Origin of the sequence: Delftia sp. K82 (assembly GCF_002193035.1) — a bacterium.
Lineage (GTDB): Bacteria > Pseudomonadota > Gammaproteobacteria > Burkholderiales > Burkholderiaceae_C > Comamonas > Comamonas acidovorans.
This window is the reverse complement of the sequence record NZ_MYFL01000001.1, coordinates 2984973-3007221: the sequence shown is the minus strand read 5'-3', so window position 1 is coordinate 3007221 and position 22249 is coordinate 2984973. Positions and strand designations below refer to the sequence as shown.

At 68.5% G+C, this 22249-nt stretch carries 19 protein-coding genes; 13 read left to right on the top strand and 6 right to left on the bottom strand.

The genetic code is table 11. The features are described 5' to 3' along the window. The first annotated feature begins 35 nt into the window (after nucleotides 1-35). Nucleotides 36-794 carry a sulfite exporter TauE/SafE family protein gene (locus KDK82_RS13210; protein ID WP_088165153.1) on the top strand — a complete coding sequence of 253 codons (759 nt, stop codon included), beginning with the start codon at nucleotides 36-38 and terminating at the stop codon, nucleotides 792-794. A gap of 59 nt (nucleotides 795-853) precedes the next feature. On the opposite strand, the gene KDK82_RS13205 is transcribed toward KDK82_RS13210, so the two are convergent. Then, nucleotides 854-1111 carry a DUF2789 domain-containing protein gene (locus KDK82_RS13205; RefSeq protein WP_012204886.1) on the bottom strand — a complete coding sequence of 86 codons (258 nt, stop codon included), beginning with the start codon at nucleotides 1109-1111 and terminating at the stop codon, nucleotides 854-856. Between the two features lie 189 nt (nucleotides 1112-1300). Between KDK82_RS13205 and KDK82_RS13200 the strand changes: the two genes are divergently transcribed. From KDK82_RS13200 to KDK82_RS13160, 9 genes are all read left to right on the top strand, one after another. After that, entirely contained in the window at nucleotides 1301-2341 is a 1041-nt protein-coding gene (locus tag KDK82_RS13200) for a ligase-associated DNA damage response exonuclease (protein WP_088165152.1), read from the top strand. Then, nucleotides 2338-4029, top strand: a complete 1692-nt coding sequence (locus KDK82_RS13195; RefSeq protein WP_088165151.1) for an ATP-dependent DNA ligase — start codon at nucleotides 2338-2340, stop codon at nucleotides 4027-4029. The genes KDK82_RS13200 and KDK82_RS13195 overlap by 4 nt, the downstream gene beginning before the upstream one ends. A 44-nt stretch (nucleotides 4030-4073) precedes the next feature. Next, nucleotides 4074-6962: a ligase-associated DNA damage response DEXH box helicase gene (locus KDK82_RS13190; RefSeq protein WP_088165524.1), complete on the top strand. Its 2889-nt coding sequence runs from the start codon at nucleotides 4074-4076 to the stop codon at nucleotides 6960-6962. Between the two features lie 34 nt (nucleotides 6963-6996). Continuing rightward, nucleotides 6997-7698 (top strand): ligase-associated DNA damage response endonuclease PdeM, encoded by a 702-nt coding sequence (gene pdeM / locus KDK82_RS13185; protein ID WP_088165523.1) that lies wholly within the window; start codon nucleotides 6997-6999, stop codon nucleotides 7696-7698. Between the two features lie 108 nt (nucleotides 7699-7806). Beyond that, a complete protein-coding gene (locus KDK82_RS13180; protein ID WP_088165150.1) occupies nucleotides 7807-8424 on the top strand; it encodes a hypothetical protein in 618 nt (205 codons plus the stop codon). Between the two features lie 98 nt (nucleotides 8425-8522). Then, the gene (locus KDK82_RS13175) at nucleotides 8523-9041 is read left to right on the top strand and encodes a phage tail protein (RefSeq protein WP_088165522.1); all 519 of its coding nucleotides are present in this window, start codon (nucleotides 8523-8525) and stop codon (nucleotides 9039-9041) included. A 241-nt stretch (nucleotides 9042-9282) separates the two neighbouring features. After that, nucleotides 9283-9900, top strand: a complete 618-nt coding sequence (locus tag KDK82_RS13170) for a hypothetical protein (protein WP_034392269.1) — start codon at nucleotides 9283-9285, stop codon at nucleotides 9898-9900. Between the two features lie 143 nt (nucleotides 9901-10043). Next, entirely contained in the window at nucleotides 10044-11087 is a 1044-nt protein-coding gene (locus KDK82_RS13165) for a transporter (RefSeq protein WP_012204892.1), read from the top strand. A gap of 94 nt (nucleotides 11088-11181) precedes the next feature. Next, the gene (locus KDK82_RS13160) at nucleotides 11182-12399 is read left to right on the top strand and encodes a Fic family protein (protein WP_013802964.1); all 1218 of its coding nucleotides are present in this window, start codon (nucleotides 11182-11184) and stop codon (nucleotides 12397-12399) included. A 10-nt stretch (nucleotides 12400-12409) separates the two neighbouring features. On the opposite strand, the gene KDK82_RS13155 is transcribed toward KDK82_RS13160, so the two are convergent. From KDK82_RS13155 to KDK82_RS13140, 4 genes are all read right to left on the bottom strand, one after another. Further along, entirely contained in the window at nucleotides 12410-13918 is a 1509-nt protein-coding gene (locus KDK82_RS13155) for a tripartite tricarboxylate transporter permease (protein ID WP_088165149.1), read from the bottom strand. Between the two features lie 27 nt (nucleotides 13919-13945). Beyond that, entirely contained in the window at nucleotides 13946-14536 is a 591-nt protein-coding gene (locus tag KDK82_RS13150) for a tripartite tricarboxylate transporter TctB family protein (protein ID WP_088165521.1), read from the bottom strand. An 11-nt stretch (nucleotides 14537-14547) separates the two neighbouring features. After that, nucleotides 14548-15585: a tripartite tricarboxylate transporter substrate binding protein gene (locus KDK82_RS13145; RefSeq protein WP_088165148.1), complete on the bottom strand. Its 1038-nt coding sequence runs from the start codon at nucleotides 15583-15585 to the stop codon at nucleotides 14548-14550. 105 nt (nucleotides 15586-15690) lie between these two features. Beyond that, a complete protein-coding gene (locus KDK82_RS13140) occupies nucleotides 15691-16932 on the bottom strand; it encodes an alanine--glyoxylate aminotransferase family protein (protein ID WP_088165147.1) in 1242 nt (413 codons plus the stop codon). Nucleotides 16933-17090: 158 nt separating this feature from the next. Between KDK82_RS13140 and KDK82_RS13135 the strand changes: the two genes are divergently transcribed. Genes KDK82_RS13135 through KDK82_RS13125 form a run of 3 tightly spaced genes read left to right on the top strand, consistent with a single transcriptional unit; the run spans nucleotide 17091 to nucleotide 21327 of the window. After that, nucleotides 17091-17780, top strand: coding sequence for a GntR family transcriptional regulator (locus tag KDK82_RS13135; protein ID WP_012204897.1), 690 nt, complete (start codon nucleotides 17091-17093; stop codon nucleotides 17778-17780). A gap of 8 nt (nucleotides 17781-17788) precedes the next feature. Beyond that, the gene (locus tag KDK82_RS13130; protein WP_088165146.1) at nucleotides 17789-20875 is read left to right on the top strand and encodes an FAD-binding and (Fe-S)-binding domain-containing protein; all 3087 of its coding nucleotides are present in this window, start codon (nucleotides 17789-17791) and stop codon (nucleotides 20873-20875) included. A 32-nt stretch (nucleotides 20876-20907) separates the two neighbouring features. Beyond that, a complete protein-coding gene (locus KDK82_RS13125) occupies nucleotides 20908-21327 on the top strand; it encodes a heme-binding protein (RefSeq protein ID WP_088165145.1) in 420 nt (139 codons plus the stop codon). 12 nt (nucleotides 21328-21339) lie between these two features. On the opposite strand, the gene KDK82_RS13120 is transcribed toward KDK82_RS13125, so the two are convergent. Continuing rightward, nucleotides 21340-22026, bottom strand: a complete 687-nt coding sequence (locus KDK82_RS13120) for a GntR family transcriptional regulator (RefSeq protein ID WP_071955158.1) — start codon at nucleotides 22024-22026, stop codon at nucleotides 21340-21342. Nucleotides 22027-22249: the final 223 nt, after the last annotated feature.

Genomic DNA, 22249 nt, shown 5'->3' with positions numbered 1-22249 from the left:
TCTAGGATACCGGTTCCTTTCCTTCATTGAACGCCATGGAACTGAGCGCCACCACCATCCTCGTCACCTTCGCGGGTGTCTTTCTGATCTGCTTCATGAAGGGGGCCTTTGGCGGCGGCTTCGCCATCGTCGGCATTCCATTGCTGTCGCTGGTGATGGATCCGGTGACGGCGGGCGGCCTGCTGGCGCCGCTGTTCATTGCCATGGACCTGTTCGGCCTGCGCTACTGGAAGCCCTCCACATGGTCCAAGCCCGATCTCGTCCTGCTGGTACCCGGTCTGGTCGCGGGCATAGGCGCCGGATACCTGCTCTTCACGGTGCTGGACCACCGGGCCATCGCCATCCTGATGGCCGCCATCACGCTGGCCTTCGTCGGCCTGTGGCTGCTGCGCGGTGGGGAAGTCGTGGTGCGGCCACGCTCCTCGACCAAGGCGGTGGCGGCCGGCGTGGCTTCGGGCATCACCACCATGGTCGCGCATTCGGGTGGACCTCCACTGGCGATGTACCTGTTGACCCTGGGCCTGGGCAAGCAGGTCTATGCAGGCACCACGAGCATGTTCTTCACCGTGGGCAACCTCATCAAGGCCGTGCCTTGGCTGGCTCTGGCAAGGCCGCAGGGCAATGTGTGGATTCTGATGGCCATCTGCCTGCTCGCCATTCCCTCGGGCGTGTGGCTGGGCTGGCGCCTGCATGCGCGCCTGGACCAGCGGCAGATGTACAAGGCCTGCTATGGGCTGCTGGTGATCACGGCCGTGAAGCTGCTGTGGGACGGAGTGTCGGGCTACCTGGGCTGAGGTGCCGGTGCCTTGCTTCGTATTTTGCGCATATCACCTGGCCTGCCTGACTGCCCGTGCTATCGGGCAGCGCGCTGCCTGACCGCGTCTTCGTGCAGCGACTCGCTGAGCTGGTCCACGACGATGGACCACGACGCATCGGCCTTGAGCTGCTCGGCCAGGAACTGGCGCTGCGCATCGCTCCAGTAGGGCGCATCCACCACATCCACATCGGCGGCCAGCTGGTGCGCGCGGATGAAATCGGCAATGGCCTGGTCACTGGCATCCAGGCCCAGCTGCAGGAAGAGATTGGACATGCGTACGACGGAGTTGTTCATGAAGGCGTGTGGATGTGTGTGGGATGAGAGGGCGCTATCTTCCTCGATTTGACCGGCCCTGCAGCCCGGTTGCGGTCATTCGTTGAGCGGGTAGGTGCAGGCTGACAGCCTGCCGCGCTCCGGGCCAGCGTGCGCGCGGCGACCGCCCCACTAGCATGGGGCCATGAGCATTCCCGCCCCTGATCCAGCATGGCCGCCGACCTGATCGTGGCCCGCCCCGAAGGCCTGTACTGCGCGGCCGGCGACTTCTACATCGACCCCTGGCGGCCCGTGGACCGGGCCGTGATCACGCATGGCCACTCCGACCACGCGCGCGCCGGCCACGCCCATTACCTGGCCCATGACGACAGCGCAGGCGTGCTGCGCGCACGGCTGGGCGCGGACATCACGCTGCAGACCCTGCCGTATGGCGAAGCCATCGATCATCACGGCGTGCGCATCTCCCTGCACCCGGCCGGCCATGTGCTCGGATCGGCCCAGGTGCGGCTGGAGCATGGCGGCCAGGTCTGGGTGGCATCGGGCGACTACAAGACCGAGGCCGACGGCACCTGCACCCCCTTCGAGCCCGTGCGCTGCGACACCTTCATCACCGAATCCACCTTCGGCCTGCCCATCTACCGCTGGCCCCGCCAGCCCGAGCTCATGGCCGACATCAACGCCTGGTGGCAGGCCAATGCGGCCCAGGGCCGGCCCTCGGTGCTGCTGTGCTATGCCTTTGGCAAGGCCCAGCGCATCCTGCATGGGGTGGACCGCCGCATCGGCCCCATCGTCGTGCACGGCGCGGTGGAGCCGCTCAATGCCGTGTACCGCGCCGCAGGCGTGGACCTGCCGCCCACGCTGCGCGTCACCGACCCCGGCGTGGATGCACAACTGCTCAAGACCGCCCTGGTGCTGGCGCCGCCTTCGGCGCAGGGCACGCCGTGGATGCGCCGCTTTCCCGGCCATGCCGATGCGTTTGCCAGCGGCTGGATGCAGCTGCGCGGCACGCGCCGCCGCCGTGGCGTGGACCGGGGCTTTGTCATGTCCGACCACGCCGACTGGCCCGGCCTGCAATACGCCATAGGTGCCACGGGCGCCGAGCGTGTCTTCGTCACGCATGGCAGCGTGGCGGTGCTGGTGCGCTGGCTGCGCGAGCAGGGGCTGGATGCGCAAGCCTTCCAGACCGAATACGGTGATGAGGACGAGGCCGCCGCCGCCCAGGCTGCACCGGATGAGGCGCCCGCTCCATGAAGGATTTCGCCGCCCTCTATCGCGCGCTGGACGCCAGCACCGCCAGCCGCGACAAGCAGGCCGCGCTGCAGGCCTATCTGCGCGCCGCCGCGCCTGCCGATGCGGCCTGGGCCGTTTATTTCCTGGCCGGTGGCAAGCCGCGCCAACTGGTGCCCACCAAGGTCTTGAAGGAGCTGGCGCGCGAGGCGGCCGGCCTGCCCGAATGGCTGTTCGACGAAAGCTACGAGGCCGTGGGCGACCTGGCCGAAACCATTGCGCTGCTGCTGCCGCCACCCGGTGACGCGCACGACCTGGGCCTGGCCGCCTGGGTCACGGACCACCTGCTGCCGCTGCGCGGCATGGCGCCCGAGGCGCTGGCGGAAACGCTGCGCATGCAATGGGCGCGGCTGGCGGCCGATGAGCGGCTGGTCTACTTCAAGCTGATCACCGGCGCCTTCCGGGTCGGCGTGTCGCGGCTGCAGGTCACGCAGGCGCTGGCGGCCGTCAGCGGCGTGGATGCCAAGCGCATCGCCCAGCGGCTCATGGGCTACACCCACATCGGCGCGCGGCCCGGGGCGGCCGACTACCTGCGGCTGGTGGCAGGCGAGGAAGAGGGCGATGACGCGCATTCGGGCGAAGCCCGTGGCCACCCCTATCCCTTCTTCCTGGCCCATCCGCTGCAGTTGCCGCTGGAGCAGTTCGACGCCGTGCTCGGCCCGCCGTCCCAATGGGTGGTGGAGTGGAAATGGGACGGCATACGCGCCCAGATCGTGCGGCGCGGCAGCGGTGACGCGCTGGGCACCTGGATCTGGTCGCGCGGCGAGGAACTGGTGAGCGAGCGCTTCCCCGAGCTGCAGGCCATGGGCGATGCCTTGCCTGCGGGCACCGTGATCGACGGCGAGATCGTCGTCTGGGCCGCGCAGCAGGGTGAGGCGCCCGCCCATGTGCGCCCCTTTGCCGACCTGCAAAAGCGCATAGGCCGCAAGACCCTGGGCCCCAAGCTGCTGCGCGAGCTGCCCGTGGTGCTGCTGGCCTATGACCTGCTGGAGGAGGGCGGCCAGGACCTGCGTGCGCTGCCCCAGCATGAACGGCGCGCGCGGCTGGAGCAGCTGGTGGCCTTGGTGGCGCACCCGGCGCTGCTGCCCAGTCCGGTCCTTGCGGGCGATAGCTGGCAGGCCCTGGCCGAACTTCGCGAGCAGGCCCGCTCCCTGGGTGTGGAGGGCATGATGCTCAAGGCCCGCGATGCCTCCTACGGCGTGGGCCGCACCAAGGACAGCGGCGTGTGGTGGAAGTGGAAGATCGATCCGCTGAGCGTGGATGCCGTGCTCATCTACGCCCAGCGCGGCCACGGCCGTCGCGCCAGCCTCTACAGCGACTACACCTTTGCCGTCTGGAACGCGCCGCCCGGCACCGAGGGCCGCGCCCTCGTGCCCTTCGCCAAGGCCTATTCGGGCCTGACCGATGCCGAAATGGCGCGCGTGGACGCCGTCATCCGCAAGACCACGGTGGAGAGCTTCGGCCCCGTGCGCAGTGTGCGGCCCACCCTGGTGTTCGAGCTGGGCTTCGAGGGCATTGCGCGCAGCGCACGCCACAAGAGCGGCATTGCCGTGCGCTTTCCGCGCATGCTGCGCTGGCGCGAGGACAAGCCTGTGCAGGAGGCCGACTCCATCGACACGCTGGCCGCCCTGCTGCCGCATTCCGACCCTTGATCAACCCTTGACCGACCCGTGACCCACCCTTGACGCACCGCGCCATGGCCACCCGTTCCGCCCACCCCCTCGCCACCGCCTGGCTTGCCGCACGGGGCTGGAAGCCCTTTGCCTTCCAGCGTGCCGTGTGGAAGGCGCTGGCCCAGGGCCACAGCGGCCTGCTGCATGCCACCACGGGCGCAGGCAAGACCTACGCGGTCTGGCTGGGCGCGCTGCAGGCCTTTGCGCAGGCCTCCAAGGTGCCTGCCCAGGCCCCTGTCCAAGCCGCATCCAGCAGGAGAAAACCCGCCGCCGCGCCGCTGACCGTGCTGTGGATCACGCCCATGCGTGCCCTGGCGGCCGACACGCTCAAGGCGCTGCAGACGCCCTTGCAGGCGCTGGCCCAGGGCCATCCCGCGCTGGCGCGATGGACCGTGGGCGCACGCACGGGCGATACGGGAAGCGCCGAGCGCAGCGCCCAGTCGCGCCAGCTGCCCACCGTGCTGGTCACCACGCCCGAGAGCCTGTCCCTGCTGCTGGCGCGGGCCGATGCGCGCGAGCTGCTGGGCTCCGTGCGCCTGGTGGTGGCCGATGAATGGCACGAGCTGCTGGGCAACAAGCGCGGCGTGCAACTGCAGCTGGCCCTGGCGCGGCTGCGCGGCTGGAGCCCGCAACTGAGCGTCTGGGGCATGTCGGCCACGCTGGGCAATCTGGACGAAGCCATGCAGACCCTGCTGGGCCTGGACGACCATGGCCAGCCGCGGCCCGGCGTATTGGTCCAGGGCCAGGTGGACAAGCGCCTGGTGGTGGACACCTTGCTGCCCGACCGGCCCGAGCGCTTTTCCTGGGCCGGCCACCTGGGCCTGGCCATGCTGCCGGCCGTGGTGCGCGAGCTGGAGGCCACGGCAGGCTCCACCCTGGTCTTTGTGAATGTGCGCTCGCAGGCGGAGCTCTGGTACAAGGCGCTGCTGGAGGCCCGGCCCGACTGGGCCGGCCTGCTGGCCATACACCATGGCTCTCTGGACCGGGGTGTGCGCGAATGGGTGGAGGCCGGGCTCAAGGCCGGCACGCTCAAGGCCGTGGTCTGCACCAGCAGCCTGGACCTGGGCGTGGACTTCCTGCCCGTGGAGCGCGTGCTGCAGATCGGCTCGGCCAAGGGCATTGCGCGGCTGCTGCAGCGCGCGGGCCGCTCGGGCCATGCGCCGGGCCGGCCCTCGCGCATCACCCTGGTGCCCACGCACAGCCTGGAGCTGGTGGAGGCTGCCGCCGCCCGCGCCGCCGTGCGCGCGCAGCAGGTGGAAATGCGCGCCAGCCCCCGCCAGCCCGTGGACGTGCTGGTGCAGCACCTGGCCACCGTGGCCCTGGGCGGCGGCTTCGTGCCCGATGAGCTGTATGCCGAAGTACGCCGCACCGTCGCCTACGCCGGGCTGGCGCCTGCGGTCTGGCAGTGGTGCCTGGACTTCGTGCACCGGGGCGGACCCTCGCTGGCCGCCTATCCCGACTACCAGCGCGTGCGGCCCGACGGGGAGGGCATCTGGCGCATGCCCGACGCGCGGCTGGCGCGCAGGCACCGCGCCAACATCGGCACCATCGTCAGCGACGCCAGCATGAGCGTGCAGATCCTGCACGGCGCGCGGCTGGGCAGCATGGAAGAGAGCTTTCTGTCGCGCCTGTCGCCCGGCGATGCCTTTGTCTTCGCGGGCCAGGTGCTGGAGCTGGTGCGCATCGAGGACATGACCGCCTACGTGCGCCGCGCCGCCAGAACACGGCCCACCGTGCCGCGCTGGGCGGGCGCGCGCATGCCGCTGTCCACCGTGCTGGCCGACTTCGTGGTGCAGCAATTGGCGCTGGCGGCAGCGGGCGACTACCAATCGCCCGAGCTGCGCTGCGTGCGCCCCCTGCTGGAGGTGCAGCAGCGCTGGTCGGCCCTGCCCACGCCCGGCACGCTGCTGGCCGAAACCCTGCGCACGCGCGAAGGCTGGCATCTCTTCCTCTACCCGTTTGCGGGTCGCCATGCCCATACGGGGCTGGCCAGCCTGCTGGCCTGGCGCGCCGCGCAGGGCGAGACGGGCACCTTCTCCATCGCCGTCAACGACTACGGGCTGGAGCTGCTGAGCGCCACCGAGCGTGACTGGGCCGCCATGCTGCCCGAACTGCTGCGCGCCGAGCCGGTGCAGGCGGTGGCGGCGCCCGGACGTGTCTCTGCCACGGAGGCGGGCGCCATGCGCAATACCGCCAATGCCGACCGCCACTGGGACCAGGCCGCCGAGGATGCCCACCTGGCGGGCGATGACGCCCGCCACGCCCTGCTGCACGAAGTGCTGGCCAGCCTCAACGCCACCGAGATGGCAAGGCGGCGCTTCCGCGAGATAGCGCGGGTGTCCGGCCTGATCTTCCAGAGCCACCCGGGCGAGCGCCGCAGTGCGCGCCAGCTGCAGGCCTCGGCCCAGCTGTTCTTCGAGGTCTTTCGCAAATACGACGACATGAACCTGCTGCTGCGCCAGGCCGATGAGGAAGTCCTGAGCCAGGAGCTGGACGTGGCCCAGCTGCTGGCCGCGCTGCGCCGCATGCAGGCCCAGCAGCTGGTGGTGAGCGCACTGCGCCGGCCCAGCCCGTTTGCCTTTCCGCTGATGGTGGAGCGCTTTCGCGAAAAGCTCACCAACGAGCACCTGGCCGACCGCATCGCGCGCATGCTGGCCCAGCTGCACGAGGCGGCAGACGCCGGCGGTGCAGCCAGCGAGCCGCGCACGCAGGACCTGGTCCCGCCCGATCCACCGCTGCGTCCACGGAAAAAGCCCAAGGCAGACCAGCCCCCCGCCGTGGACGAGGACACGGCCGCCGTGCGCCGCACGCTGGATTTCTCGCTGCAGGCCACCGATGGCCCCGAGGCCGATGCCACCAGCCGCCGCCCGCGCCGCGTGCGCAAGCCCTCGCGGCCCTTGCCGCTGCTGTAGAACCATTGCACCGCTGATGAAAGGCCACGCACCGTTGCCAAGTCCTGTTTCCCCCGACGCCCTGGCCGGCAGCCTGGGCATCCTCCTGGCGGGTGAGCCCGTCCACCTGCTGGCCCAGCACGCCCTGTGGTGGCCCGCCCAGGGCACGCTGTTCATTGCCGACCTGCACCTGGGCAAGGCCGCCACCTTCCGTGCGCGCGGCATTCCCGTGCCGGCCGGCACCACCCAGGGCAACCTGGACCGGCTGTCGGCGCTGCTGCAGGGCCTGCCGGTGCGCCGGCTGGTCGTTCTGGGCGACTTCCTGCATGCCGCGCAGGCCCGCACGCCGTCCGTGCTGGTCGCCCTGGCCGACTGGCGACGCCGCCACGCGGCGCTGGAGGTGGTCCTGGTGCGTGGCAACCACGACAGCCATGCGGGCGACCCGCCGTCCGCGCTGGGCATCGGCGTGGTGGACGAACCCTGGCACCTGGGGCCATTCGCGGGCTGCCATTACCCGCAGGAGGCTCCTGCCTGCCATGTGCTGGCCGGCCATGTCCACCCCGCCGTCGTGCTGCGCGGCCCCGGGCGCGATGCGCTGCGCCTGCCGTGCTTTGCCGTCCATGCCGGCTTCACCCTGCTGCCGGCCTTCGGCCTGTTCACGGGCATGGCCAGCCTGCCGCCCGGTCCTGGCCTCCAGTGCTTTGCCGTGGGCGGCGGGCGGGTCTGGGCCGTTCCCGGTGGAGGGGGCGGGATGTAATCAGGCGTAATTTTCTGAAGGATCGTTGTTCCCTACAGTGCGCTTGCGCCCGCACGGCGGGGCAGCAGAAAGCGCCGCAGCGCTTTTTTGATCCATCAGGAGAGATGCATGGGCGTTCAACTCAACTTCGTCAATCAATCGAACGACGCAAACAACTCGCAGATCGTCATCTTCCAGAAGAACGTGGCCAGCGATTTCGAGGAACTGGCCGTGGCGTGGCGGGTCATCAGAAACTGCGGACAAGGCGATAACCATCCTTTCTCATTTCCCCTCTCCATGCAGATCGCTGCCAGCGACAGCTACGGCAACTACACGCCGCAACTGAATGCGCAAGATGGCGAACTGTTCCATATGACTCTGACGGCCTCGGGAGATCGCCTGGTGCCTGCTGGCCGTAGCACCAGTTCCAGGGAAGTGCAGTTGCTCAATGCGCTGCCCAGGGGGGCCATCAATGCCAGTTGCTACAAGGATGGCAAGCTGCTGGCGGTCAAGAACTCGATTGCTCCCCAGCAAAGGGCCGTCTTCGCGTTCAAGCCCACGCTCTGGATCGGCATTGCCTTGCAGGCCGTGCAGGGCGAGGTGATGGGCTCGGCCACTCTTTCCAACATCAACACCGAAATATCCCTGATGGGCATTGCCAGCGCCGACATCGTGATGACCGGCGGAGGCCCCGGACCTGATTCCAGGCCGTTCTCATTCCTTCTCGAGAACATCGTGATGTGCTGATGGCAGACCACATCCGGTCTGCGGTGCCCCGTTCGGTCGATTGCCGCCAGCGCGGGGCGAAGCTTCCTCCCCCTGTTTGTCGATGAAGGATGTGCTCCATGATGACTCTTCCCACGATGCCCGGTCATTCGTTTTCCATCCCCGGCCTGGGAGACGTGCCGGTCGGTTCGGTCACGGCCTATGCTGGCACCCTTGATACCTCCGGGGCTGGTGGCGCGCAGGACCACACAAGCGTCCTGGAGGCTTCGGCCTGGATGTTGTGCGATGGCAGGGAGCTGGCCTGCGCCCAGTACCCCCAGCTGTTTGCTGTTCTGGGCTATGTGTACGGCGGCGCGGATGGGACGTTCCGCATTCCCGACTACCGGGGCTGCTTCCTGCGCGGCGTGAGCGCCGGTACGAACAATGACCCCGATGAGGCAAGCCGCACCCGGCCGCCTGGTGGACAGGGCCTGGACAATGGTGTGGGGTCTCGGCAGTCCTCCTCGCCTATGCAAGAGAACACCCGCGACGGCACGCCCGCCCCGGTGGCGGCAAGCCCGGCCGAGACGCGGCCCCTGAACGTGTATGTGAACTACATCATCAAGTTCACCTACGGCATTCGCCCCATGTCGATGTGACGCCGCGATTGTTCGCATCCTCTACCCCTGCAAAGCAACGAGGCCATGGGTGCCGCCCGGGCCGAGCCACCAGCGCTTTGCCGTGGGCGGCGGGCGGGTCTGGGCCGTTCCCGGTGGAGGGAACGGGATGTAATCAGGCGTAATTTTCTGAAGGATCGTTGTTCCCTACAGTGCGCTTGCGCCCGCACGGCGGGGCAGCAGAAAGCGCCGCAGCGCTTTTTTGATCCATCAGGAGAGATGCATGGGCGTTCAACTCAACTTCGTCAATCAATCGAACGACGCAAACAACTCGCAGATCGTCATCTTCCAGAAGAACGTGGCCAGCGATTTCGAGGAACTGGCCGTGGCCTGGCGGGTCATCAAGTACTGCGGCCAGGGCGACAACCACCCGTTCACCTTCCCGCTGGGCCTGCAGGTCGGTGCCAGCGACAGCTATGGCAACCACACGCCCCAGCTGGAGGCGCAGTTCGGCCAGCAGTTCCAGCTGTCCCTGAGCAGCAGCGGCGATCGCCTGGCCCCCGCAGGCTATGGCGCAAGCTCCAACGAAGTGCAGGTGCTCAACTCGCTGCCCCGGGGCGCCATCAATGCCAGTTGCTACAAGGACGGCCGGCTGCTGGCCGTCAAGACCGCGATTGCCCCCCAGCAAAAGGCCGTGTTCGAATTCAAGCCCTCCATCTGGATCGGGGTGGTCTCGCAGATCGAACAGGGCCAGGTCATGAACTCGGCCATCCTGGGCGACATCAACACCGAGATCTCCCTGCTGGGCATCTCGCGCGCCGACATCGTGATGCGAGGCGGCGGTGCGGGCGCCGGGTCCACGCCGTTCTCGTTCACGCTGGAGAACGTCGTGATGTGCTGAGGCCTGTCCCGCCCCCCGGACTGGGGCAGGCACATCGGATGACGACTCCGTGACAGTTGTCACACCTCTGTCATGGAGGCGGCCAAGAATCCCGCACTTGTCCGGCCCGCGCAGGCCACTCCCCGCAGGTGCCCCACCCATCCATGACTGACGCAGCCTCCCCCCTGGCCCAGGCCAATGAAGACGCAGGCCTGATCTGCGGCTGGCGGTTTTTCTGCGACACGCAGCGGCGTGTGGAGGCCATGACGGCACAGTCGGCCGCGCAGTGGCTGGGCGCAGAGCGCCCGCTTACCGAGCCCGGCCGGCGCGACTTCCTGTGGCTGCACTTCAACCTGGCCAATACCCAGTCCCTGCGCTGGCTGCAGCGCCACGCCGCGCTGCCCGAAGTCTTCTACACCACGCTGCGCGAGGGCCTGGCCTCCACGCGCATCGAGCGCTCCGATGACTCCCTGGTCGCCGTGCTCAACGATGTGAATTTCGAGTTCAACTTCGAGTCGGCCGACATCGCCACGCTGTGGATCTGCCTGGACGAGCGCCTGGTCGTCACCGCGCGCACGCAGCCGCTGCGCTCAGTCGATGCGCTGCGTGCCGGCGTGCGCCAGGGCGACAGCCCCGCCAGCACGGCCGAGCTGCTGGAACACCTTATGCGCACCCAGGCCGACGTGCTGGTCAAGGTGGTGCGCGAGACCACGGCGCGCGTGGACGACATCGAGGACGCCATCATCGCGCAGCGCTACCACCATCCGCGCGCCCACCTGGGCCGGCTGCGCCGGCTGCTGGTGCGCCTGCAGCGCCTGCTGGCGCCCGAGCCGGCCGCGCTGTTCCGCCTGCTGCAGCAGCCCCCCGCCTGGATGGGCGAGGACGACCGCCGCGGCCTGGCCGCCGCCAGCGAGGAGTTCTCGCTCATGCTGCGCGACATGCAGACCCTGCAGGACCGCATCAAGCTGCTGCAGGAAGAAGTGGCCGCCGCCGTGAACGAGGACAACAGCAACAGCCTCTTCGTGCTGACCGTGGTCACCGTGCTGGCCCTGCCCATCAACATCCTGGCCGGCCTGTTCGGCATGAACGTGGGCGGCATACCGCTGGCAGAGCACGAGCACGGCTTCTGGATCGTGGTGTCCATCGTGATCGCCTTCACCGTCATCGCCGCCTGGCTGGCGTTTCGCAAGAAGCGGTACAGGGATTAGGGGACGTGTCAGGGAATCTTGCAGAAGAACTCGCAAAATATCTCGCACCAAACGGATTTCATCTATATAAATCAGCTGCTTATATAGGTGATCAATGTCGCAAGAATTCCTGCTCTACGACCATCCTGCCCAGATGGAGCCGCTGCTGCCGGGGGAACACAAGCTGGGCCCTTTGCTGGAGCTCTCCCATGACCTGATCAGGCTGGGTGAGCGGCTGGCCGGCCGCTACCGACCAGACACATTGCCAGGCCTGCGCCGGCTGCTTCGGGCCATGAACTCGTATTACTCGAACAGGATCGAGGGGCAGCACACCTTTCCGCTGGATATCGAGCGCGCCCTGCACAACGACTATGCGCAGGACGAAGACCAGGCCCGCCGTCAGCGGTTGGCGCTGGCGCACATGGCCACTGAAGAGCAACTGGAGTACAGGTCCACGCAATGGACGAATGCGCAGGTCTGGACCCCCCAGATGCTGGCCGATATCCACCAGGATCTCTTCGCCCGTCTGCCCCAGGCCGATCTGGAGGCCGGCGCCCTTGGCGACGATGCCATCGAGCCGGGTCGATGGCGCACGCGGGAGGTTAGCGTGGGCAGGCATGCGGCGCCTGCAGCGGGGCAGTTGCCATTTTTTCTGGACCGCTGGTCGAGCTTCTACTCCGGCGTGCGCCGTGGCGAGTTGCAGTTGGTGGCCATGGCCGCTGCGCACCAGCGCCTGGCCTGGATCCATCCGTTCCGGGACGGCAACGGGCGTGTGGCCCGGCTGCATTCACATCTCGTACTAACCCACATGGGCCTGAGCAATGGTCTGTGGTCCCCCCTGAGGGGGTTCGCACGGTCGCAGGAGCGCTATTACGCCTTGCTTGCCGCCGCAGACGAGCCGCGCCGTGGTGACCTTGATGGCCGTGGCAATCTGACCGAACTGGGGTTGATCGACTGGATCGCATACGTGCTGGAACTGTGCATGGACCAAGTGAGCTTCATGGAGGGACTTCTGTCGCTGGACGGCATGAAGGAGCGCATGGCGGCATGCCTTGCCTATGAGGAACGGGTGGTGCGCCAAGGCGTGCGCAGCGAGGCATTGCGCGCATTGCACTATCTTTTTGCGGCCCAGGCGGAGATGGATCGGGCCGACTTCAAGGCCATGCTGGGGTTGGGTGACCGGCTGGCCACCGCCCAGGTATCGGCACTGCTCAAGCGCGGCCTGCTGGAGACGGATTCACCGTATGGAAGAGTGCGCCTGGGCGTGCCGCTGCACGCCCTGCGTTTTTACTTCCCCCGCCTCTGGCCGGAAGCGGAGGCTGATTCGCTGTAGACGGCTCCTCTCAAGCCGCCACAACCCTCGCCCCGAACGCCACCGCCCGCAACTTGCCCAGCAGCGGCCACACCAGCATCAGCAGGGCCAGCGTGGTGATGGTGCCCGACAGGCCGTTGTGCCAGAAGATGCCCAGCCCGCCCTGGCTGGAGAGCATGCTCTGGCGGAAGGCGTCTTCCATGCGGTCGCCGAGCACGATGGCCAGCACCATGGGCGCCAGCGGATAGTCGAGCTTCTTGAACACGTAGCCGACCACGCCGAAGACCAGCATGAGCCAGATGTCCGTGGCGTTGCCGTGGACGGTGAAGGCGCCGATGGCGCAGACCATGAGGATCATGGGCGCGACGATGGAAAACGGCACGCGCAGGATGGCGGCGAACAGCGGCACGGTGGCCATGACGATGACCAGGCCGGCGATGTTGCCCAGGTACATGCTGGCGATCAGGCCCCAGACGAAGTCCTTTTGCTCGGTGAACAGCAGCGGGCCGGGCTGCAGGCCCCAGATCATCAGCCCGCCCAGCAGCACGGCCGCCGTGGCCGAGCCCGGAATGCCCAGGGCCAGCATGGGCAGCAGGGCCGAGGTGCCGGCCGCGTGGGCGGCGGTCTCGGGGGCGAGGACGCCTTCGGGGTTGCCCTTGCCGAAGCTGTCGGGGTCGCGCGAGAACTTCTTGGCCAGCCCGTAGCCCATGAAGCTGGCCGCCACGGCGCCGCCGGGCGTCACGCCCATCCAGCAGCCCACCAGGGCCGAGCGCAGCATGGTCAGCCAGTAGCGCGGCAGCTGGGCCCAGGTCCTGAACACCACCTTGAGGTCGATGGAGGCCTTCTTGCCCTTGAAGGCCAGGCCTTCCTCGATGGTCATCAGGATCTCGCTGATGCCGAACAGGCCGATCACCACCACCAGGAAATCAAAGCCGCGCAGCAGCTCGGTGGAGCCGAAGGTCATGCGCAGGTCGCCCGAGATGGTGTCCATGCCCACGGCCGCCAGCAGCAGGCCCACGGCCATGGCGGCCACGATCTTGGCCTTGGGCTCCTTGCCCATGCCGATGAAGGAACAAAACGTCAGGAAGAAGACCGCAAAGAACTCCGGCGGCCCGAACTGCAGCGCGAACGAGGCCACGACCGGCGCCAGGAAGGTGATCAGCATCACGCCCGAGATGGCGCCGATGAACGAGCCCGTGAAGGCCGTGGTCAGCGCCGCCCCCGCGTGGCCCTGCTGGGCCATGGGATAGCCGTCGAAGGTGGTGGCCACCGACCAGGCCTCGCCCGGGATGTTGAACAGCACCGAGGTGATGGCGCCGCCGAACAGCGCCCCCCAGTAGATGCAAGACAGCAGGATGATGGCCGAGGTGGGCGACATGCCGAAGGTCAGCGGCAGCAGGATGGCCACGCCGTTGGGGCCACCCAGGCCCGGCAGCACGCCGACCACGATGCCCAGCAGGATGCCCGTGAGCATCAGCCCCGTGTTCTGCCAGGTGGTGACGGCCGCGAAGCCGTGCGCAAGGTATTGGAGTTCGTCCATGGTGTTGCTCCGTGGCGGCGACAGGGGTCAATAGCCGAGCCAGGCTTCAAGCGGACCCTTGGGCAGGGGCACCTTGAACTGGATCTCGAAGACGTAGAACAGCAGCACGCTGGTGAAGCCCGACAGCGCCACGGCCTTCCACCAGGGATAGCGGCCCGCAAACACCATGAAGCCCGTGATGAACAGCACCGAGGCCGCGTAGATGCCCAGCGGCGCGATCACGGCGATGTAGGCCGTCAGCGGCAACAGCACCTGGGCCACGCGCCTGAGCTGCAGCCAGCTGGCGAACTGCTCCTGGCTGCGGCTGCGCAGCACCTGCACGAAGACGGCGATGGCGCAGATGCCCAGCACGGCGCCCACGCGCAGCGGGAAGTAGCCGGCCTGCGGGCCGGTGTCGCTCCAGCCCGCGCCAATGCGCTGGTTGTCCCAGACCACGAGCACGGCCAGCGCCAGCAGCACGGCGGCCACGCCGTACTCCACATGGCGGCGGGACAGGCCGGGGGCCTGGGCTTCGGTGGCGGGGATGGATTCGGTGGCCGCGCTGGAGGGCTGGGCCGGGGCTGCTGCTGCGGCCGCTGCATTGGAGGAGGGCGGGGCAAGGTGGATGGCGGTGTCCATGGCGCGGCTCCTCACTTGGCGGTGGCGGCCACGCTGGCCGACAGGAAGCCGGCCTTCTTCATGATGTCGAGGTGGCGCGTCTCGTCCTTGGCCAGGAAGTCCACGAAGGCCTGCCCCGTCATGTACTCGGGCTTGAGCGCGTTTTTCTCCAGGTACTCCTTCCACTCGGGCGTGGCCACCACCTTGTGCATCACGCCTGCATAGAACTGCGCCTGCTCGGGCGTGGTGCCGGGCGGCAGGAAGAAGCCGCGCAGCATGGTGTATTGCACATCCAGGCCCTGCTCCCTGCAGGTGGGGATGTCCGACAGCGCCTGGCTGCCCGTGACCTTGGCCGTGTACTCGATGCGCTGCGTGTCGAACACGCACAGCGCCCGCACCTGGCCCGCGCGCCACTGCGCCATGGACTCGCTGGGGTTGTTGACGTTGGAGTCGATGTGCTTGCCCACCAGCTGCGTGCTGGCCTCGCCGCCGCCCTTGTAGGGGATGTAGGTGAACTTCACGCCGGCGGCCTGTTCCATGTTGGCGGTGATGATCTGGTCCTCGCGCTTGGAACTGGTGCCGCCCATCTTGAACTTGCCGCCGGCCTGCCGCGCGGCGGCCAGGTAGTCGGCGGGCGTCTGGTAGCCGGTCTCGGCATTGACCCAGAGCACGAACTGGTCCTGGGCAATCATGGCCACGGGATTCAGGTCGCGCCACTGGAAGGGCAGGGCCGTGGCCATGGGCAGGGTGAAGATGGCCGTGGAGGCCACCAGCAGCTTGTGCGGGTCGCGCGCCGAGGCCTTGACATCCAGAATGCCCTCGGCGCCGGAGGCGCCCGCCTTGTTGAGGATGACCACGGGCTGCTCGATCAGCTTGTGTTTGGTGACGATGGCCTGGATCACGCGTGCCATCTGGTCGGACGCGCCACCGGCCGAGAACGGCACGACGAGTTCGACGGACTTGGCGGGCTTCCATTGCGCCCAGGCGGCAGGGGCTGAGAGGGCGGTGGCGGCGAGGGTGGCGAGGGTGGCGACGGCAGTTGCCGCCAGGCGGTTGCAGGGCGATGTCATGTCTCTTGTCTCCTGTTATTTCCTGGTATTGGTGCAATCCACGATCAAGGGGGCGAGCCATGTGCTCCGGCTCTGCCAAGGGTTTTCGGCGCGGGGCCGATGGGTTCAGGCGGCCTTGCGCAGCGCCCCGGCTGCGGCGTGGGCAGCGAAGTAGTCCATGGACGCCTGCACGCCGCTGCCGGCCAGCCGGATGCCGGACAGCTTCAGCCCCATCTCCACGCCCGCCACCATGGCCAGCAGCGTCAGGTCGTTGCTGTCGCCCAGGTGGCCCATGCGGAACATGCGGCCCTTGAGCTTGCCCAGGCCCGCGCCCAGCGACAGGTCGAAGCGCGTGTGGATCAGGCGACGCAGGGCGTCGGCATCCACGCCTTCGGGCGTGATCACGCCGGTGAGCACGGGCGAGTAGACCTGCGGATCGGCGCACTGGATGGGCAGGCCCCAGGCCTGGACGGCGGCGCGCACGCCGGCCGCCCAGCGCTGGTGGCGCGCAAACACCGTATCCAGCCCTTCGGCCAGCAGCATGTCCAGCGATTCGGACAGGGCGTACAGCAGGTTGGTGTTGGGCGTGTAGGGCCAGTAGCCGGTCTGGTTCATCTCCACAATCTCGTCCCAGGCCCAGAACGACTTGGGCAGCTTCGCGCTTTTGGCGGCCTCCAGCGCACGTGGCGACAGCGCGTTGAAGCTGATGCCGGGCGGCAGCATCAGGCCCTTTTGCGAGCCGCTGATGGTCACGTCCACGCCCCATTCGTCATGGCGGTAGTCGGCACTGGCCAGGCCCGAGATGGTGTCCACCAGCAGCAGGGCCGGGTGGCCCGCCGCGTCGATGGCGCGGCGCACGGCGGCGATGTCCGAGGTCACCCCCGTGGAGGTCTCGTTGTGCACCACGCACACGGCACGGATCCGGCGCTCCGTGTCCTTGCGCAGCCGCGCCTCGATCAGGCCGGCCTGCACGCCATGGCGCCAGCCCGGCGCCTGGGGCAGGTGCTCATCGGAGCCGCCGTAGGACAGGAACTCGGTGGACAGGCCCAGGCGCGTGGCCATCTTCTGCCACAGCGAGGCGAAGTGGCCGGTCTCGAACATCAGCACATGGTCGCCAGGGCTGAGCGTGTTGATCAGGGCCGCCTCCCAGGCGCCCGTGCCGGAGGCCGGATAGATCACCACCGGATGCCGCGTCTTGAAGACCTGCTGGATGCCGGCCAGCACCTTCAGGCCGAGCTGGCCGAACTCCGGCCCCCGGTGGTCGATGGTGGGCAGGCTCATGGCCCGCAGGATGCGGTCGGGAACCGGGCTGGGGCCGGGGATCTGAAGGAAGTGGCGGCCCGTGGGATGGCTGTCGAGCGTGAGCATGGTGCGTCCTTTTCAAGGAAATGCCAGGTCGGTCTGCGGGGGAGGGTGTTTGTGAATTTTTGCATTCAAAATTCATAAATGCCTTGGTGATAACCATGAATGCCTTGAGAAATGCTTGCGTAAAAATGAATGCAAAATTCATTCGACCAGGAGAATCCATGGCGGAGATCATCGAGATTTCGCGGCTTGCCCTGCATGACCAGGTGGCGGCGCGGCTGCGCACCTGGCTGGTGGAGGGGCGCATACCGCCCGGTGCCAAGCTCAACGAGCGCGCGCTGTGCGAGCAGTTGCGCGTCTCGCGCACGCCGCTGCGCGAGGCCATCAAGCTGCTGGCCTCCGAAGGGCTGGTGGACCTGGTGCCCAACCGCGGCGCCGTGGCCGTGCGGCTGGGCGAGGCCGATGTGCTGCAGACCTTCGAGGTGCTGGCGGGGCTGGAGGGCATGTCGGGCGAGCTGGCCGCGCAGCGCATCAGCGAGCAGCAACTGGCCGAGGTGCGGGCCCTGCACTTCGAGATGCTGGCCAGCCATGCGCGCCAGGACCTGTCCGGCTACTACCGGCTCAATGCGCTGATCCACTCGGCCATCAACCGCGCCGCCGCCAACCCCGTGCTGGCCGAGACCTATGGCCGCATCAACGCCCGCGTGCAGTCGCTGCGCTTTCGCACCAACCAGGACGCGGCCAAGTGGAAGCGCGCCGTCCAGGAGCACGAACGCATGCTGGAGGCGCTGCAGGCGCGCGACGCCGCCGCGCTGCGCCAGGTGCTGGTGGCCCACCTGGAGCACAAGCGCGACACCGTCATCGCCCTGCTCAAGGCAGGCCAGATCTACCCACGAACCATGAACGAATGAGAGCCGCCATGCTGATGGAATCCACGCACCGCCTTGCCGCTTCCCCCGACGACACCGTGCCCGCCCCCGGCACCGTGCTGCCGCCCGACGATGTCAGCCAGATGCTGGCGCGCCGCCTGCGCTCGGACACGCGCGGCCAGGTCCTGTTCGACGCCGCCTCGCGCGGGCGCTATGCCACCGATGCCTCCATCTACCAGATCATGCCCGTGGGCGTCTTCGTGCCCACCTGCGAAGAAGACATCGCCACGGCCCTGCAGATCGCCCGCGAGCTGAAGGTGCCCGTGCTGCCGCGCGGCGGCGGCACCAGCCAGTGCGGGCAGACCACGGGCGCGGCCCTGGTGATCGACAACAGCAAGCATTTGCGCAACATCCTCTCGGTGGACCCTGATGCAGGCATTGCCGAGGTCGAGCCCGGCCTGGTGCTGGACCACCTCAACGCCCGGCTCAAGAAGCTCGGCCTGTGGTATCCGGTGGACGTATCGACCAGCGCCCAGGCCACGCTGGGCGGCATGGCAGGCAACAACTCCTGTGGCTCGCGCTCCATTGCCTACGGCAACATGGTGCACAACGTGCGCGGCGCCCGCGCCTGGATGGCCGATGGCGAGCTGCTGGACTTCGGCCCCGTCGCCCAGGCCACGGGCCGCGCGGCGGGCATTGCGCAGTTCGTGCACGGGCTGGCGCAACAGCACCGCGAGGATATCCACGCCCACTGGCCCAAGGTCATGCGCCGCGTGGCCGGCTACAACCTCGACATCTTCGACAACCAGAGCGAGCGGCCCTACACGGCCGACGGCAGCGTCAACCTGGCCCATCTGCTGATAGGCGCCGAGGGCACGCTGGCCTACACGCGCTCGCTCACCCTGCAGCTCAGCGCGCTGCCACGCGCCAAGGTGCTGGGCGTGGTCAACTTCCCCACCTTCCACGCGGCCATGGACTCGGCCCAGCACATCGTGAAGCTGGGCCCCACGGCCGTGGAGCTGGTGGACCGCACCATGATTGAGCTGGGCCTGGCCAACCCGGCCTTCAAGCCCACCATAGAAACCGCGCTCATCGGCCGCCCGGCCGCCATCTTGCTGGTGGAATTCGCCGGCGACGACCGCGCCGCGCTGCTGGCGCGGCTGCGCCAGCTGGTGGAGCTGATGGGCGAGCTGGGCCTGCCCCGCAGCGTGGTGGAAATGCCCGAGGAAGCGGCCCAGAAAAACCTCTGGGAAGTGCGCAAGGCGGGGCTGAACATCATGATGAGCCTCAAGGGCGACGGCAAGCCCGTGAGCTTCATCGAGGACTGCGCCGTGCCGCTGCAGCACCTGGCCGAGTACACCGACGCGCTCACCGAAGTGTTCGCGCGCCACGGCAGCCGGGGCACCTGGTACGCCCATGCCTCCGTGGGCACGCTGCATGTGCGGCCCATCCTGGACATGCGCACCGACGGCGCGGCGCGCATGCGCGCCATTGCCGAGGAAGCGGCCGAACTGGTGCGCAAATACAAGGGCGCCTTCAGCGGCGAGCACGGCGACGGGCTGTGCCGCGGCGAGTGGATTGCCTGGCAGTTCGGGCCCGCCATCACCGAGGCCCTGCGCGCCATCAAGCAGCACTTCGATCCGGACAGCCTCTTCAACCCCGGCAAGATCATCGACACGCCCAGGATGGACGATGGCCGACTGTTCCGCTTTGCGCCGGCCGACACCCCCCGGCCCTACCGGCGCATTCCCATCACGCCCGTGCTCGACTGGTCGGCCTGGAACGTGCAGGCCGACCCGGTCACCGAGGTCACCACGGCGCCCGGCACGGGCGGCGACGTCACGGGCGGCTTTGCCAAGGCCGTGGAGATGTGCAACAACAACGGCCACTGCCGCAAGTTTGACGCCGGCACCATGTGCCCCAGCTACCGCGTCACGCGCGACGAGCAGCACCTGACGCGCGGCCGCGCCAACACCCTGCGCCTGGCCATCTCGGGCCAGTTGGGGCCGGACGCCTTCACCAGCGAGGCCATGCACGACACCATGGACCTGTGCGTGGGCTGCAAGGGCTGCAGGCGCGACTGCCCCACGGGCGTGGACATGGCCCGCATGAAGGTGGAATTCCTGGCCCACTACAAGGCCCGCCATGGCCACACGCTCAAGGACCGGCTGGTCGCCCATCTGCCGCGCTACGCCGCCACGGCCAGCCGCATGCCCTGGCTGCTGAACCTGCGCAACCGCCTGCCCGTGCTGCGCCAACTGGGCGAAAAACTGCTGGGCCTGTCCGCCAGGCGCTCGCTGCCGGCCTGGCGCAGCGACACCTTCTGGCGCGCGCCTGAAGCACATACCTTTCTTGACCGCGACCAGGCCCTGGCCCGCGCGGCGGCCGGCGAGCGCGTGGCCGTGCTCTTCGTGGACACCTTCAACGGCACCTTCGAGAGCGAAAACGCCCTGGCCGCCGCGCGCGTGCTGCAGGCGGCCGGCTATGCGCTGCACACCGCCAGCAAGTCCGCCAAAGAGGGCGGCGGCCACCACTGCTGCGGCCGCACCTACCTGGCCACCGGCATGGTCGAGCAGGCCAAGGCCAGCGCGGGTGCGCTGATCAACGCCCTGGCGCCCTTGGCCCGCGCCGGCATCCCCATCGTCGGCCTGGAGCCCTCCTGCCTGCTGACCCTGCGCGACGAAGCTCTGGTCATGGGCCTGGGCGAGCCTGCGCAGGCGGTGGCTGCACAGGCCCTGCTGTTCGAGGAATTCATTGCCCGTGAAGTGAAGGCCGGCCGCTTTGCGCTGCCGCTGCGCGCCGCCGGGGCGCCCATCCTCGTGCACGGCCATTGCCACCAGAAGGCCTTTGGCGCCGTCAGCCCCATCCTCGACGTGCTGCGGCTGATTCCCGGCGCCCAGCCCGAACTCATCGAAAGCTCCTGCTGCGGCATGGCCGGCAGCTTCGGCTACGAGGCCAGCCACCACCAGGTCTCCATGGACATGGCCGAGGCGGCCCTGCTGCCGGCCATACGCCAGCGCCCCGAAGCCATCGTCGTGGCCGACGGCACCAGCTGCCGCCACCAGATCGCCGACGGTGCGGCGCGCGAAGCCGTGCATGTGGCGCGGCTGCTGGAGAGTCTGCTGGACGTGCGCTGACCGCCTGATCCATCCTGCAAAAGGCCCGAAAAATGAAACACAAACCCTGCCTGGACCTCCAGGACATCAAGACCATCGCCCAGGCCGCCGAGGCGCATGCCACGGCGCGCGGCTGGGCCGTCAGCATCGCCATCGCCGATGACGGCGGCCACCTGCTGTGGCTGCAGCGCCTGGACGGCGCGGCACCGGCCTCGGCCCACATCGCGCCGGCCAAGGCCCACGCCGCGGCACTGGGCCGCAAGGAAAGCCGGCTCTATGAGGAAATGATCAATGGCGGCCGTACCGCCTACCTGAGCGTGCCCGCGCTGCAGGGCCTGCTGGAAGGCGGCGTGCCCATCACCAGGGAGGGCCGCTGCCTGGGCGCCGTGGGCGTCAGCGGGGTGAAGCCGGCAGAGGATGCGGAGGTGGCGCGGGCGGGGATTGCGGCGCTGGGGGCCGCGCCGCAGCGTTAGCGGCCCTGGGCTTCAGCGCGACTTGCGCGGCTGCAGGGCCTCGGCGCGCAGCATGGCCAGCACGGCATCGCGCTTGTGGTGCAGGTGGGTGACCAGCAGCTCGCGCAGGGCCGTGGCGTCGCGTGCGCCCAGGGCCTCGATCATGGCCTCGTGCTCCCTGACGGCCTGCTTCCACTTGGCCGTGTCCAGGTTGGTGCGAAAGCGCAGCGACTGCACGCGGTTGTTGATGCGCTGGAAGGTTTCCGTCAGCACGGGGTTCTTGGCGGCGCTGTTCAGCGCCGCGTGGATGGCGGCGTTGAGCCGGTAGTAGGCAGACACGTCGGCGCGCGCCACGCTGGCCATCATCTCGTAGTGCAGGGCGCGGATCTCGGCGAATTCCTGGTCGGTGATGCGCTGCGCGGCCAGTTCGCCCGACAGGCCCTCGATGCCGGCCAGCACCTCGAAGGCGTGCATGACATCGGCCTCGCTCAGCTTGACGGCGATGGCGCCGCGGTTGGGCAGCAGGTCGGCCAGGCCTTCGGCGGCCAGCAGCTTGATGGCCTCGCGCAGCGGCGTGCGCGAGACGCCGAGCTGCTCGCACAGCTCGCGCTCGTTGAGCTTGGCGCCCGGGGCGATGCGCCCTTCGATGAGCATGGACCGCAAACGGTCCGCCACCTGCTCGTGCAGCGCCGCCCGCGATATCTCGATGATCTCCGCCATCTAGCGGTCTCCTTGGCTGTTCCTGGCTGGTGGATGCCCCCGCCACAGGCATTGCGCCATGCGGGGCGGCGCCGATGTTAGCCGAGTTTGCACCCCAGGCGGGCCTCCCGCCCGGCGCACGCGCTGTCCCTGCCAAGCACTACAGGCTTTTCAGCAGGGGCCTACGGCCTGCGGGCGTGGCTGCCCGCACCATGGTGGCGATCAGACACACCAACCAGGGACA